The sequence below is a fragment of the Pseudoalteromonas sp. M8 genome, assembly GCF_018141365.1.
In the GTDB taxonomy this organism is placed as follows: Bacteria; Pseudomonadota; Gammaproteobacteria; order Enterobacterales; family Alteromonadaceae; genus Pseudoalteromonas.
Window position 1 is genome coordinate 2,980,425 of the sequence record NZ_CP047240.1, and the last position, 13,874, is coordinate 2,994,298.

At 44.0% G+C, this 13,874-nt stretch carries 13 protein-coding genes; 3 read left to right on the plus strand and 10 right to left on the minus strand.

What is annotated here, in order from left to right:
- Window positions 1–36 precede the first annotated feature (36 nt).
- The 4 genes from GSF13_RS18175 to rluD all read right to left on the minus strand — a co-directional run bounded on the left by GSF13_RS18175 (window position 37) and on the right by rluD (window position 5,460).
- Window positions 37–972 (minus strand): NADP-dependent oxidoreductase, encoded by a 936-nt coding sequence (locus GSF13_RS18175; protein ID WP_211866603.1) that lies wholly within the window; start codon window positions 970–972, stop codon window positions 37–39.
- Window positions 973–1,100: 128 nt separating this feature from the next.
- On the minus strand, window positions 1,101–3,674 hold the full coding sequence (gene clpB, locus GSF13_RS18180) for an ATP-dependent chaperone ClpB (RefSeq protein WP_211866605.1): 2,574 nt from the start codon (window positions 3,672–3,674) through the stop codon (window positions 1,101–1,103).
- Between the two features lie 90 nt (window positions 3,675–3,764).
- Window positions 3,765–4,481 carry a peptidoglycan editing factor PgeF gene (gene pgeF, locus GSF13_RS18185; RefSeq protein ID WP_206473404.1) on the minus strand — a complete coding sequence of 239 codons (717 nt, stop codon included), beginning with the start codon at window positions 4,479–4,481 and terminating at the stop codon, window positions 3,765–3,767.
- A 1-nt stretch (window position 4,482) separates the two neighbouring features.
- Window positions 4,483–5,460, minus strand: a complete 978-nt coding sequence (gene rluD, locus GSF13_RS18190) for a 23S rRNA pseudouridine(1911/1915/1917) synthase RluD (RefSeq protein ID WP_010371027.1) — start codon at window positions 5,458–5,460, stop codon at window positions 4,483–4,485.
- Window positions 5,461–5,583: 123 nt separating this feature from the next.
- Between rluD and GSF13_RS18195 the strand changes: the two genes are divergently transcribed.
- The gene (locus GSF13_RS18195; protein WP_010371025.1) at window positions 5,584–6,348 is read left to right on the plus strand and encodes an outer membrane protein assembly factor BamD; all 765 of its coding nucleotides are present in this window, start codon (window positions 5,584–5,586) and stop codon (window positions 6,346–6,348) included.
- A 217-nt stretch (window positions 6,349–6,565) separates the two neighbouring features.
- Here the strand turns inward: GSF13_RS18195 and glnB are convergent, their stop codons facing one another.
- On the minus strand, window positions 6,566–6,904 hold the full coding sequence (glnB, locus tag GSF13_RS18200; protein ID WP_010371023.1) for a nitrogen regulatory protein P-II: 339 nt from the start codon (window positions 6,902–6,904) through the stop codon (window positions 6,566–6,568).
- Between the two features lie 137 nt (window positions 6,905–7,041).
- Between glnB and GSF13_RS18205 the strand changes: the two genes are divergently transcribed.
- Together GSF13_RS18205 and GSF13_RS18210 are read left to right on the plus strand one after the other, a co-directional pair.
- Entirely contained in the window at window positions 7,042–7,593 is a 552-nt protein-coding gene (locus tag GSF13_RS18205; RefSeq protein WP_238536745.1) for a GspH/FimT family pseudopilin, read from the plus strand.
- A 98-nt stretch (window positions 7,594–7,691) separates the two neighbouring features.
- Window positions 7,692–8,198, plus strand: coding sequence for a GspH/FimT family pseudopilin (locus GSF13_RS18210; RefSeq protein ID WP_238536744.1), 507 nt, complete (start codon window positions 7,692–7,694; stop codon window positions 8,196–8,198).
- A 63-nt stretch (window positions 8,199–8,261) separates the two neighbouring features.
- Here the strand turns inward: GSF13_RS18210 and GSF13_RS18215 are convergent, their stop codons facing one another.
- From GSF13_RS18215 to pilV, 5 genes are read right to left on the minus strand one after another with little or no spacing between them, the layout of a single operon-like run.
- Window positions 8,262–8,702 (minus strand): type IV pilin protein, encoded by a 441-nt coding sequence (locus tag GSF13_RS18215; protein WP_206473402.1) that lies wholly within the window; start codon window positions 8,700–8,702, stop codon window positions 8,262–8,264.
- Window positions 8,695–11,832 carry a PilC/PilY family type IV pilus protein gene (locus GSF13_RS18220; protein WP_206473400.1) on the minus strand — a complete coding sequence of 1,046 codons (3,138 nt, stop codon included), beginning with the start codon at window positions 11,830–11,832 and terminating at the stop codon, window positions 8,695–8,697. Before GSF13_RS18220 ends, GSF13_RS18215 begins: the two co-directional genes overlap by 8 nt.
- Before the next feature lie 25 nt (window positions 11,833–11,857).
- Complete coding sequence (locus GSF13_RS18225; RefSeq protein WP_095727498.1) at window positions 11,858–12,319, minus strand: pilus assembly protein PilX; 462 nt, start codon at window positions 12,317–12,319, stop codon at window positions 11,858–11,860.
- A complete protein-coding gene (locus GSF13_RS18230) occupies window positions 12,307–13,314 on the minus strand; it encodes a PilW family protein (protein WP_211866607.1) in 1,008 nt (335 codons plus the stop codon). The genes GSF13_RS18225 and GSF13_RS18230 overlap by 13 nt, the downstream gene beginning before the upstream one ends.
- The gene (gene pilV, locus GSF13_RS18235; RefSeq protein ID WP_174169983.1) at window positions 13,311–13,868 is read right to left on the minus strand and encodes a type IV pilus modification protein PilV; all 558 of its coding nucleotides are present in this window, start codon (window positions 13,866–13,868) and stop codon (window positions 13,311–13,313) included. Before pilV ends, GSF13_RS18230 begins: the two co-directional genes overlap by 4 nt.
- Window positions 13,869–13,874 lie beyond the last annotated feature (6 nt).

Sequence of the window (13,874 nt, forward strand, 5' to 3'; positions counted from 1 at the left end):
GAGCAATCAATTTAAATATGGTTACTTTTAGTACACTTAGGCCTTAATAATAACTTTGCCAACATGCTTACCACTTTCCATACAGTGATGAGCCAGCGCAATATCCGCCATAGCAAAGTAATGACTTACGTTTATGCTGATTTTGCCAGCTTGGTACGCCTGATACAAATATTTAAGATCGTCTAAATTACTCGCAACCAACATCCCCTCAGCCCTTACACCCCTTGTCGTAGCTCGCTCACAGACCATTTCTTTGGTGACGCTGGGAATAGTCACTAGGTGCGAATCCGGCTTCATCGAGTCGACACACTGTAATGCAATATCGCCACCAATTAAGTCCAGTAAATCGCATTCAACTTGGTGCTGATAAAATTCGTCATAACTTATTGCCGTTACCTTGAGCTTTGACAACAATTCGTGCTCAGGGCGGGTCGAGACAGCAACTACCTTTCGACCTTCAAGCTGTGCTAGTTGAACTGCAAAATGCCCCACGCCACCGGTTGGTGCCAATACATATAGTGGACGATTATGATTCGAAAATTTATCTAGCGCTTGTTTTGCCGTAAGACCCGCAAGACAAAGACCTGCAATATCTGGATTTTCTTGCAAAGAAACCTTAATGAGCTCTGACTCAAGCGCCACTACATAATCACTATAGGTTCCGGGGTTACTTGCAAACCCAATCATACCTATGACAAGGTCGCCGACTTTAAATTGGTTATCTGGGCCATAAACCTCAACCACCTCACCATGCAGATCATATCCGAGCGGCAAAAAGGCATCTGCGCTTTTTTGCGCTGCAACATAACCAAGGCCTTGTCTGGTTTTCACTTCAATAGGATTTATGCTGGTACTGTTTACTTTTATGCGCACTTGGCCTGAACTAAGCGCTGGCAAAGAAATGGTGGTACTACACAGCTGATTGCTATCACCAAATTCGTAGATACCGTAAGTGGTTGACTTATTTATCATGTGCGGCTTTCTTAGAAGACAGTTTGTTATCTTTGTAGAATACGCGAAAGGGTAAAGAGTTTGAAGAAATTTACAGTATGGGAAAGAAAAACGCTCTTACAGTATGGCTGTAAGAGCGTTTAGCCATATTAGTGATTGAACACTATCTGGTCGTCGACAACCTCGACTTTAATGGTATCTCCAGTCACAAACTTCCCTTGTAACAAGTCCTGCGCCAACGGGTTTTCAATGTATTGTTGCACTGCTCGTTTTAGAGGACGGGCACCATATACAGGATCAAACCCGCTTGCAGCGATTTTATCAAGCGCGGCGTCACTGAGCTCAAGCGCAAAGCCTTTTTCAGTTAAGCGTTTACTCAATCTGTCTAACTGGATACTCGCAATTTCTTTAATATGCTCATTGATAAGCGGGTGGAACACCACAGTTTCATCAATGCGATTAATAAATTCAGGCCTAAACTGACTAGCAAGCACGCCCATAACACGCTCCTTGAGTGTCGCGTAGTCGTTATTTCCTGCTTGCTCTTGAATGACATCCGACCCCAAGTTCGAGGTCATGATGATCACCGCATTTTTAAAATCAACCGTGCGACCTTGACCATCGGTCAAGCGACCATCGTCCAAGACCTGCAATAAGATATTAAATACATCTGGATGCGCTTTTTCGACCTCATCAAGCAAAATCACAGAATAAGGACGACGCCTTACCGCTTCTGTCAAATAACCGCCTTCCTCGTAGCCAACATAGCCAGGAGGTGCACCAACCAAGCGCGCAACTGAGTGTTTTTCCATAAACTCGGACATATCAATGCGCACCATAGCGTCTTCTGTATCAAACATAAAGTTGGCTAACGCTTTGGTCAGCTCCGTTTTACCGACCCCTGTTGGACCTAAGAACAAAAACGAACCAATTGGGCGATTTGGGTCTGCAAGCCCGGCTCGTGAGCGACGGATAGCGTTGGCAACCGCATTAACGGCTTCGTCTTGCCCAATCACTTTTTTATGGAGCTCGTCTTCCATTTGCAGTAACTTTTCACGCTCACCTTGAAGCATTTTTGCTACCGGGATTCCAGTCCAGCGAGATAAAATTTCTGCAATTTCATCTTCACCCACCTGATTTTTTAAAAGGCTCATTTCCTGCATTTCAGCCTGAGAAGCAAGGTCTAGTTTTCGCTCAAGCTCAGGGATCCGACCGTATTGCAGTTCGGACATGCGTTGCAAGTCACTTGCTCGACGCGCGACTTCTAGATCTAAACGCGCTTGCTCAAGCTCAGCCTTAATCACTTGTGTGCCTTGTAGTGAGGCTTTTTCGGCATTCCACACCTCATCAAGCTCACGATACTCAGCTTCTAATTCATTGATGAGCGTTTGCATCTCAGTGCGACGCTTTTGACTCGCTTCATCTTTCTCTTTTGCCAGCGCGTTATCTTCCAATTTTAGTTGGATGATACGGCGCTCTAGTCTATCTAATTGCTCCGGCTTTGAGTCAATTTGCAGCCGAATTGAAGACCCTGCCTCGTCTATCAAATCGATAGCTTTATCTGGAAGCTGCCGATCTGAGATATAACGATGTGATAAATTAGCCGCAGCGACAATCGCGGGATCGGTAATATCCACCGAGTGGTGCAATTCGTAACGCTCTTTTAAGCCACGTAGAATCGCGATGGTGTCCTCTACGGTTGGCTCTGCAACAAATACTTTTTGGAAACGACGCTCAAGTGCCGCGTCCTTTTCAATATACTGACGATATTCATCGAGCGTGGTCGCCCCCACACAGTGAAGCTCACCACGAGCAAGTGCGGGTTTTAGCATGTTACCTGCATCCATTGCACCGTCGGTCTTGCCAGCCCCTACCATAGTATGGATTTCATCAATAAAGAGAATAACTTGACCTTCTTCTTTAGCCAACTCGTTCAATACCGACTTTAGGCGCTCTTCAAATTCACCACGGTATTTGGCTCCTGCCACCAATGCGCCAATATCTAGCGATAGTACGCGCTTACTTTTCAAACCTTCAGGAACTTCACCGTTGATAATACGCTGCGCGAGCCCCTCAACGATGGCGGTTTTACCAACGCCCGGTTCACCGATAAGTACAGGGTTGTTTTTAGTACGGCGCTGTAGCACTTGAATAGTGCGGCGAATTTCGTCGTCACGGCCAATAACAGGATCAAGCTTACCTTGCTCAGCACGCTCAGTGAGATCGATGGTAAATTTCTCAAGAGCTTGGCGAGTGTCTTCGGCATTAGGGTCATCCACTTTTTGACCCCCTCGAATAGCCTTAATGGCTTGCTCAATCTTTGGCTGGGTGATGTTAAGCGCTTTGAAAATCTCGCCTAATGGGCCTTTATCTTCGCACGCAGCAAAAACAAATAGCTCGCTGGAGATATATTTATCTTTACGCTTTTGTGCATATTTATCACACAGATTGATCAGCGAAATAAGGTTATTTGAAAGCTGTACATCACCACCTACACCTTCTACTTTAAATAGCTTTTCAATGGCTTGTGACAACTTAGTATTAAGCTCGTCGGCGCTCACACCTGCTTGTGCTAATAATGCGCGCACACTCGATCCGCTCTGTTGGAGCAAAGCATACATTAAATGAACAGGTTCAATAAATTGGTGATCGCGCCCAAGCGCTAATGACTGCGCATCGGAAAGCGCAGCTTGGAATTTGCTTGTAAATCTATCTAAACGCATGATTTATTTACCCATATAAAATATCGAATTACCTTATTTATGGGTATTAACTGAACGAAGATCAAGCGTAAAAGTAATAATTTACCCTGATTATTTGCGCCAAATCAAAGTTGCCATACGGCCCGTTGTTTTGTCTCTACGATAGGAAAAATACTGCTCGGACATAGTTACTGTACAGTGTTTATCGCCGTAAAAATTTTTTACACCTTGCTCGCGTAGTAACGATTGTGCAAGCTCGAAAATATCCGCAATATATTTACCGTCTTTTTTGGCAACAAATGCCGTATTTCGTTGCGCCTCAAAAGCCTCTACTACGTCTTCGCCCACCTCGAATGCTCTAGGCCCAATCGCAGGGCCAAACCATACACAGATCTCTTCAGGTGCACAGTTAAACTTAGCCAGTGTTTGCGAGATAATTCCAGCCGCAAGAGGCTTCCAACCACCATGGATAGCGGCCACCTCTTCACCATCTTTTGATGCAAGCAGAATGGGTAAGCAGTCTGCTGTCATGATAGCCAGTGGTGTTTGACGCAATCGAGTGTATAAGGCATCGGCTTGATGGACCTGTGCGATTTCAAACTGCTCGTCGACCACCACCACTTCTGCGCCATGTACTTGCTCAAGCCATACAATCGGGTTGGCCACATAACCATGTAAAATTCGACGGTTTTCGGCTACATGTTCAGCATTATCACCAACATGAAAGGCTAGATTGAAGCTATCATACGGCGGCGCTGAAACACCGCCCTTACGCGTTGTTGATAATGTCCCAACTAATTGGGTTAATGGCCACTGAGCAAGTTGCATCTTATAACGTTAAATCCGGGTTTTCTTTGGTGTCTTCTCTGAGCGCTGCCACCAACTTAATCATATCTTCAGGCACAGGCGCTTCCCATGTCATCTTCTCGCCAGTAATAGGGTGAGCGATACTCAATTTTATAGCATGCAATGCCTGACGTTTAAACTCTCTTAATTGCTCGGTTAATCCTTGAGTTGCATTTCTTGGTGGACGAGGACGGCCGCCATAGAGCTGATCGCCAATTAGTGGGTGATTCAAATACGCCATGTGTACACGAATTTGGTGCGTTCTACCGGTTTCTAGGCGCAGGCGCAATCGCGTGTGTGCTCTGAACTTTTCAGCAACACGGTAATGAGTGATAGCTGGCTTACCCATCTCATGTACTGCCATATGTGTACGCTTGGTTGCGTGACGACCGATTGGCTTTTCAATCATGCCACCTGCGGTCATCGTGCCATTACAGACAGCTTCGTATTCACGTGTGAAGTTTTCACGCGCTTGCAGATTCTTCACCAAGTGCGTTTGTGCTTGAATAGTTTTCGCTACGACCATTAGACCAGTCGTGTCTTTGTCTAGACGGTGTACGATGCCAGCACGTGGCACGTTAATGATTTCTGGGTGATGGTGCAGCAGAGCATTTAACACAGTGCCATCTGGGTTACCGGCACCGGGGTGAACCACCAGCCCCATCGGCTTGTTTATCACAAGAATGTCATCATCTTCGTAAACAATGTCTAACTCTATATCTTGCGCTTCGTATTCACGTTGTGCTTCGATAACCGTCTCGATAGCGACACTTTCACCACCAAGTAACTTTTCACGAGGGGTGTTGAATACTTCACCATCTACGGTGACTTTATCTTCAAGGATCCAAGTTTTTATTCTTGAACGAGAAAAATCCGGGAACAATTGCGCCAATATTTGGTCTAGACGTTTACCACCGAGTTCGACTGGAACCTCCGCTTGGAGGGAAATTTGCTCTGACATCTGAAACTTTACCTAATTTACCAGTGCAAGCCGTGCTCGACTGGGTTAGAATCGTATTAATGCATAGTTTACTCGGTTTTGCCGAGTTGGCCTAGCCGAAGAAAACAAAGGTAGTAAAATAAAATGATTAAAAACTTAAGGACACACGCCTTTAGGCTGGCGTTAGCCGCGTCTGTTTTGGGTTTGGCAGCCTGTTCATCCGCACCAGAACAAGAAGATATTGAACGCGTACCAAACAAATCCGCCCAAGCGCTTTATGAAGATGCTAAACAAACATTAGATTCAGGTTTATATGCCCGCGCCATTGAATTATTGGGCGCGATTAATGCTCGTTACCCGTTTGGCCCTTATGCAAGACAAGTTCAAATGGACTTAGTCTATGCATATTATCAAACAGGTAACACTGACCAAGCACTTGCCACTATTGATCGTTTTATTCGCTTAAATCCAAATCATAAAGACCTAGACTACATGTACTACATGCGAGGTCTGGTAAGTATTAAAGCTGACGAAAACGCATTCCAAGAATATTTCGGTGTAGACAGAGCCGACCGCGATGCCAATCGTACCCGCGTTGCTTTTCAGGATTTAACCACGTTAGTCAAAAACTATCCAAACAGTCCGTATGCACCAGAGGCGAAAAAACGCTTAGTATGGTTACTAAACAAAATGGCTCGTTACGAACTGAGAGTCGCTGAATATTACTTCGAACGTGAAGCATATCTTGCCGCAGCAAACCGTGGCAAATATGTAGTAGAGCACTACTCTCAAAGTAGTTATCTGACCCAAGCTTTTGACATTATGGAAAAAAGCTACCGAAAGCTTGGTCTTCCTGACCTTGCAGATAACGTGAAAAAAGCCAAATCGGTTAACGCACGTAACAAATAAAAAGAGTGCTAAGTCACGATATCACCAATGTCGTGACGCCTCTTTCACCAGTACTCGCCTTCAAGCATTCTACAGCAGTAAAAAATACTTGTTTCCTGTACATAGACATCAGCCGTCAGCGTGTTTTTTTGATTGTAGTTGTAATAAGGAAGGATTTAGGCTGCCCATAATAGAAGGTAAGCAGCCTTAAAAGGTAAGCATTTGACTGAGCAGCGTATTAAATTGCTTCTTCGTCCTCTTCACCTGTACGGATCCGAACCACACGCTCAACATCGGTCACAAAGATTTTACCGTCACCAATTTTGCCCGTTTGAGCGGTTTTTAGGATAACTTCAATGGCTCTGTCAACGTCTTCATCTGCGGTAACAATATCAAGTTTTACTTTAGGCAAGAAATCTACCATATATTCAGCACCGCGATATAACTCAGTATGACCTTTCTGACGACCAAAACCTTTTACCTCACATACCGTCATACCCGTGATCCCCACATCCGAAAGCGCTTCTCGGACATCATCAAGTTTAAACGGTTTAATTATTGCTTCTATTTTCTTCATGACTATCTCGATTCCTTTGGTATAGCGTCGATTTTAGACAATCCGCTTGCCCAAGGCAAACAAAGACATTGAAAGTTGAAGTGATTTCACGCAATAATATTAATCATAAATTATTACTTTTTGGTTGTGAGGCGGTAATGAAACAATCAGCAGGATTCAATCTACTAGAACTGATGATAACCATCGCTATATTGGCTATCGTGTTGGCCATTTCATTTAGCTTTGATGGCAACCTGCTGCAACGTAACCGAGCAGAGTCCTTCTTACAAGAATTACAACGCAATATCGCTTTTGCTCGTGTAAAAGCAACCGCTGCAGACGACATTGTCATTCTCTGCCCCGCGCCACCAGCCAATATTCAAGCTAGGACTGCATTTACTTGCCAAGATAATTGGGCAACAAACAGAATTAGCGTGTTTGTTGACAGAGATAAAAATGGCACATTTAGTAATGGAGATACTATCCATCGCACTATGGAGGTCGTAGACGATAACGACACTATGGTGTTTAAGAACAAAGACCAGCCTGCTGGCAATCTTCTAAGGTTTGATTCAAGCGGACTCTTAAGTGGTTCAAACGCTGGCAATTTCACCTATTGCCCAGGCGATGACAACAATAATCAGCAGCTGAGTGTTTCAACCGCTGGCACAGCATTATATCGAGGAAGTACGACAGAATCCTGTGAATAGACGCAAAACACCGATACGCAAATTATCTCGAAGTTCCAATCTTGCCTTTAACATATAAACGACTAGGCTTAAAGAAAATATAATACGAGGCAAAGGATATGCATCGTCATATGGGTTTTTCCCTATTGGAATCTTTAGTGTGTTTGGCGATTATCACCATCGTCAGTTTATTTTCTCTTCCCACTCTTACTGCTTTGTTTCAGTTTGATAAACCAAAAATAAAATTGGAAGCATTACGACGGGCCATTAATTTTGCTCGCATTCAAGCCGTTGCAAGCGGTGCAACCGTTACTTTGTGCCCATTGAAAAACAATCGCTGCGACGACAAAGAATGGCACACTCAGTTAACGGTTTTTATCGACTACCACCCTCAAGGTGAGTTTTCAGACGATGATTATAAGTTAGCGGTTGTGGACTCAGTAGACTCAGGTGACAAGCTCACCTACCCAAGAAACGCCATTATATTTCGTCATTTTGGTCATCTCGCAGGACTCTATAACGGTACTTTTGTCTACTGTAACGCAAGTTCTACTGTGGGATTGTCGTTGTCAGTTAGCTACACAGGGAAAAGCACTCTAAAAGATACTGATGAGTGTCAAAAGTAAATAACCTAAGCTCGGGGATAGTTAGTATTAATAAAAAGGGAAGTTAACTACTTCCCCAGAAAACTAGCGCTCCCAACACCTGTCTATAGCGTCTTGATTCGTTGTCCCAGTAACACCACGAACCCCAAGTTCATCGATAGTTAAAGCAGGACACTGCTCATCACCTTGTACGGGCCCCGATGCAGCTGTTGCAACAATTCTGAAAGTATCATTGGTGACGTTTTCAAGTGTCACGTTGAAGTAGCCATTCTCTGTTGCTGTTGGTACACCGATTGCTTCAAGATCATTCGAATAAGCTCTGTTGTCCACAAAAAATTGTTCTTGCTTATTCGCAGCGTCAAGTAACAAAGTCATAGCGTCTGCTCTTGCCCCCCTCCTAACGTATTCACTGTAATTAGGGTAAGCGATAGCTGATAGGATCCCGATAATCACCACCACTATCATTACTTCAATTAAGGTAAACCCTCTTTCGACTAAACAACCTGCGGAGTTATTTCTATTCATCTTTCCCTTTCTCATCGCTATCTTCTCTCTTATAGATATAAAGCTGTTTAGTCTTTATCTTTGTACTTTTGGTTGTGAATATTTCAACCGGTTTTTTAACGGGTACCGGTTCACTAGGAATACTCGGTGGTGCAAATGGAGTACTTGCATCAGGTCCTGCTTCAATCCCTGGACCTGGAATATACACAATATTGTCTCTTACTATGATCGAGGGCTTATCTGGTAAGTCTTGTGATGTAATATAGGTTTTACCCGTACCATAGTGCAAGTGAAACATATAGAGCTGGCCTTTGCCGCCCGTGAGCGTACATTGCTGAGTAGTCTGGTCTGCTGGGGTAAATGACGTAAAATAAGCGACCCCACCAATCACTGTTGATTCTGCTAGCGACTTTTCTCCACCAGATAATTGATACTTCCAACCTTTAAATTGAGCCAGCTTAGCCTCTTGTTTAACGAATTTGTCCAAGTCATTTACCGCATTACCAAAAGGATCATCTTTCATTTCCATTAAATCACTGATGACTATCGGCTCTGGGATATCCTCGACAAATGACTGTGTTTTGGTATTCACATCCCTAACCATAAATAGATAATCCGTTACACTTGAGTCTGTTGGTTTTGCGCGGTTGCCGCTACCTATTACAATGGCATCAAACGGTGTATCTTTTCGCTCCATTCGATAATCATTCGCTCCTGTACCGAAGATAGTTTTAGTTACCTCACTATAAAACGTTCTCGCAATCGTCGGTTTATAGAAAAAACGTCTATCCTGATCAGCGGCTGTACTACCCAGTTGTGCAAGCTCAAAGTGTGTCCACGGCTCCGTAGGATCATTAGGGTTTGGTCCAGGCATATCTATTCGCCATATACTGCCTGCGGTATCCGCTAAATATATTCGGTCGCTAAAGCCATCGTAGTCCGAATCCGTCAATGCAGGTTGCGCAACGATGCTATGCTCCCCCTTAAACGCATCCCCCGTAAGCGACCAAACGATATCAGCATTGTTTGACATAATATCGACCATGTAAATGCCAACACCTTTGTTATTCTCGTCGACTGAGCGCGATACATTATCTTTGTTGGTGTTGTAACCTGCAGCAAAAATCAATACGGGTCTATTCTTTTGCTTCTCAATAAAGCTGACGACAGGCTTAGACCACGTTTGTCCCAAATCTTTAAACTTATTTGAATCACCAGAAATAGGCCCACCCCAAAGTAATGATGGCGAATCAGGGTTAGTGATATCGAAACCATAGTACTTGTTTCCACCACGGCGCATACCAACAAAGGCCCACACCTTGTCACCAGACTCTACTTTTCGGTTTTTATTGATATCATGAAAATAGACAGTAATTGGGCCATCCATGCCATATAACTTGGTTTCTGCTTTTTCCGTTTTCACTGGGTTTAAGATAGATAAAAGTGACTTCGGAATAAATGCCCAACTTTCGCTTACACTGTTACCATTGTCTTTGAACATGTGTAACACACCAGCATTGGTGCCTACTAAGATGCGAACGTCACCATTCCCATAGTCAATTGATGCTGGCTTTGAATGAAGCGGATCTGCAAATATATCGGCTCTTCTATCCGAAGAAAAACCATCTCCATCGTCATCATCTACATCTTTGCCAATTACCCAGTTGAAGACTTCTTGTAACTGGCTTTTACTGGCACCACTTAGGCCCATCGCATCCGCTAATTGTGTTCGGCCACCGTATGCACTCTCTGCATTATCATAAGTAAATTCAACTAACGAGCCGCCGTCAAAATCCGACAGCACTTTTCTCGTTAGTTGATTTTCCAAAGCGTAGTTAACACCACCCTTTTCAATATTATTGCCATCCTTCGAGCCTCCAGCTGACCAAAAGGTGGTAATACTGTTTGAGATTGCGCCTTTTTCATCTATCGCGGGGGTACCTTCTTGGCCCACCACTTTTTTATTTTCAAATTTTAATTTTTTAAGGTTACCGCGCCAGCGAGTATGAGTTTCCGGCTTAAACTGAGTGTAGTATAAAGCATTTCCGGTTTGCGTCGGATCTTGTGCGTTGGCAGACACGGTTGGTGAACTAAAGCTTGCACTCACATTTCTGATATTGGTAATCGTGGTTTTGAGCACGTCCGATAAGTCGTTTGCGGTATGCGCATGAAGATATTGCCCACCACCTTGCGTCGCGGTTTCTTTAAGCAGATCTATGCCTGTACCCGACATACCATTACCAAAACCAATCGTGAAGACCCGTGCAAAATCGTGTTCATCAGGTGTAGAAGGATATAAGTCAACTTTAACTTGAGACGTACCGCGCATTGTTTTAGCTAATGCGGGTAAATAATTTTTAGTGACACCAGAACCTTCATTTATATCAAAGTAATTGGGATAAGAGCCATAGACTGAAAAATATTCATTCACTATGCTATTGTTAGAGCTAGTGTCACTGGTTGGATCTCCATCTGTCATTAAAATTAAATTAATTGAGGTATCGCAGCGTTCATCCGCGCCACGGGCTGGAGTAAACGCGGAGATATAATTACCACGACGCTCTATACTCTTATCTCTATCGTTTCCACCGTTTTCGCCCCAGTAGACATCTCCACCTTTAAGGTAGTTATACAACTCCCATAAGGTTTCAGATAACGGCGTTGAGCCAGAAGCAGGTAATGCATTTATTTTTTCTACAATGTCATCACTACTACTACCAATACCATTTAATATATAACCGCCACTTGAAGAATATAGGCGAGATAAACCAAATTGGATATCTGCGTTGTCTTTCACCAGTTTACGCATCGCGTTTTGCGCAACTTTGAGGCGGCTATCAGCACAGCCCTGTACAGCTTGATTGTACTCATTTGCTTGATAACAGTTACTACCGTTAAAGCACTCTGTTTCTTGGTATCCATAACGTGTTTCATAACGCCAGCCAGTCCACACGCGATATGAGTAACGCTCATAACACGCCTTACCATTTTGTGAGTCCCACGCCATACTGCCCGATGTATCAAATAACATTAATACTCTGGGCTGCTCACGGGTAGAGACATTATGTTTAACGTAAAGCTCGATATCTTCGGCCTGAACGATTTGTGTCAACGCGGACCAAGCAATTAAAATACAAAATAACTTTTTCATAATTTATATCCGAAGAAGTCTATAGTTAATTTGAAACACTGACTATTTCTTGCCCAACACCCATCACAATAGTTACATTGTGACGACCTCTATCGCCGTATTCCACCGTGGCCTGGACTTCCGTCATGTTACAGACGAACCCATCTGTGTAATCAAATTGTCGGGGACAAAATAGCTCAAGCTCTCCGTTATTTAAGTTTTTCACGGTCGCTTGTAAGCCATTGGGTGTTTGTACTGTCGCGCCACCATCTGCTAGCTGCTGTCGTGAGCGTAAAAACACATTATTGGGGGCTCGTTGCTCTTGCCTTATCAACCTTTGCATTTCACCAAACAGTAAACTCTCGGCTTCTTCTCGCTCCATCACCGCATGTGTCATTTTAATATCCAAGGTACTTGTGCTCATTAAAGTCACTGCAACCGCCATAACAGCAACCACCATCACCATCGCCATGATCAGCACCACACCTCGTTGCTTTACATTTCCCATGCTGAGCCTCCCATGTTGTACATCGAAATCGTAGTTGAGAAAACCGTTCTGCGAACGGCATCTGTATAAGTTAGCTCGCTTCTATTGGGATCATTTCCCAGATAGTAAGTCCGCTTTTGCACCCCGAAATCTGCATCAGGCTGTAGGACTCTAACTAAAACAAACAACTGCAAAGATAAAATCCCTCGCGTTCCGCTCCAATCAGCCTCAGACATATTCGCAGTGTGCCTATATCTATCTACGCGGCCGTCATAATCGGTATCTAAGCCAAACACAAACCGCATCCGTTCAACCCCTTCAATGACCAGCTCATCACTCATTCCACCACTTACCAGTAGACGTTTTCTTCTCAATACAGGGATGGTGATAGTGCGATTGTTAATCACCTGCTGCTCTTCACTTATGTAATAAACATGGTGACTATAAGGCCACAATGTGGCGTTTACACTTGGCATATTGCCAATGGTATTACCAGCAATAAACTCCGCCTGCTCTTGCTGCGCAATAAAGTAGTATCTTCCATTTTGGATTTGTGTCCCATCTGGAACTAGTCCTGTGATTTCCACTGGGTTACCTTCCAAAAACTTCACTTGCAACACTTCGGTCTCGGGTATCGCTTTGGTAATACACTCCATAGCATTAGCACCGTCGGAGAGTGTCGCTAAGATAGGTCTAAAATTTGTGGGGTCGTTGTTAGGGAAACTTCCATTATTAGGTCCATCGCTGCAATCATTACCCGGATTTGCTGGTGCACTTTGATTGGTACTTTTGAAGCCTTTGTCGTAAAAGGTTCCCCAAAAGCCAACTTGCTCGATATCGCGACGCAGTATTGATAGAGACAAGCGTCCCTTTTCTTGTAATTCTCCAATTTGCATCGTGTCATTGGTGGTCGCCTTCATACCTATGTATGTTGCTATAACACCTGCTAATAACATCACACCAATGAACATGGCGATCATTATTTCCAATAAGGTAAACCCTAGCATCCTTTTCATGGCTCACTCCTAATTAAAACAAATGTTTCCATGACTACCGCTCTGCGTCTATCATCAACCGTACCACAATCCCCCGCGGGATTATCCTCAAGGGCAGTCATGGCCTGACGTCCTCGCCACGTGACAACAACCCTCACATTTACCCCGGAAGGATCGGTGGCACTCGAGGTGGGAGTAATACATACAACCGCATTATCCAACGAACCGGTATTTTCTCGTGCTCTTATGGCTCGACGCCAATTAGCAATATCCGTTTGCGCGATGCTAGCTGCACTACAATATCCGGTATAACAAGTGTCCGCTTTTGTAGTTCCGCTCTCACTATTAAACTTTACCTTATAAAGTGTCGTGATGTCGGTCGCATCATTACTACGAATACGATGCATGATGTCGCTGGCAAGCTCAACCGCTGCGGCTCGCTGCATAGAATCAAAACTTGCTTGTTTAGCTTTTGCTTGTAATGCCACAGCACCAAGCAGCCCAAAGCTCAAAATCATAAAAGCAATAAGCACTTCTAACAGTGTGAAGCCATGTTGCTTTAGCGAAAGATGCATATCTCA

Coding starts and splice junctions, on each gene's coding strand:
- GSF13_RS18175 (WP_211866603.1), bottom strand. CDS start 972: ATGATAAATAAGTCAACCACTTACGGTATCTACGAATTTGGTGATAGC.
- clpB (WP_211866605.1), bottom strand. CDS start 3,674: ATGCGTTTAGATAGATTTACAAGCAAATTCCAAGCTGCGCTTTCCGAT.
- pgeF (WP_206473404.1), bottom strand. CDS start 4,481: ATGCAACTTGCTCAGTGGCCATTAACCCAATTAGTTGGGACATTATCA.
- rluD (WP_010371027.1), bottom strand. CDS start 5,460: ATGTCAGAGCAAATTTCCCTCCAAGCGGAGGTTCCAGTCGAACTCGGT.
- GSF13_RS18195 (WP_010371025.1), top strand. CDS start 5,584: ATGATTAAAAACTTAAGGACACACGCCTTTAGGCTGGCGTTAGCCGCG.
- glnB (WP_010371023.1), bottom strand. CDS start 6,904: ATGAAGAAAATAGAAGCAATAATTAAACCGTTTAAACTTGATGATGTC.
- GSF13_RS18205 (WP_238536745.1), top strand. CDS start 7,042: ATGAAACAATCAGCAGGATTCAATCTACTAGAACTGATGATAACCATC.
- GSF13_RS18210 (WP_238536744.1), top strand. CDS start 7,692: ATGCATCGTCATATGGGTTTTTCCCTATTGGAATCTTTAGTGTGTTTG.
- GSF13_RS18215 (WP_206473402.1), bottom strand. CDS start 8,702: ATGAATAGAAATAACTCCGCAGGTTGTTTAGTCGAAAGAGGGTTTACC.
- GSF13_RS18220 (WP_206473400.1), bottom strand. CDS start 11,832: ATGAAAAAGTTATTTTGTATTTTAATTGCTTGGTCCGCGTTGACACAA.
- GSF13_RS18225 (WP_095727498.1), bottom strand. CDS start 12,319: ATGGGAAATGTAAAGCAACGAGGTGTGGTGCTGATCATGGCGATGGTG.
- GSF13_RS18230 (WP_211866607.1), bottom strand. CDS start 13,314: ATGAAAAGGATGCTAGGGTTTACCTTATTGGAAATAATGATCGCCATG.
- pilV (WP_174169983.1), bottom strand. CDS start 13,868: ATGCATCTTTCGCTAAAGCAACATGGCTTCACACTGTTAGAAGTGCTT.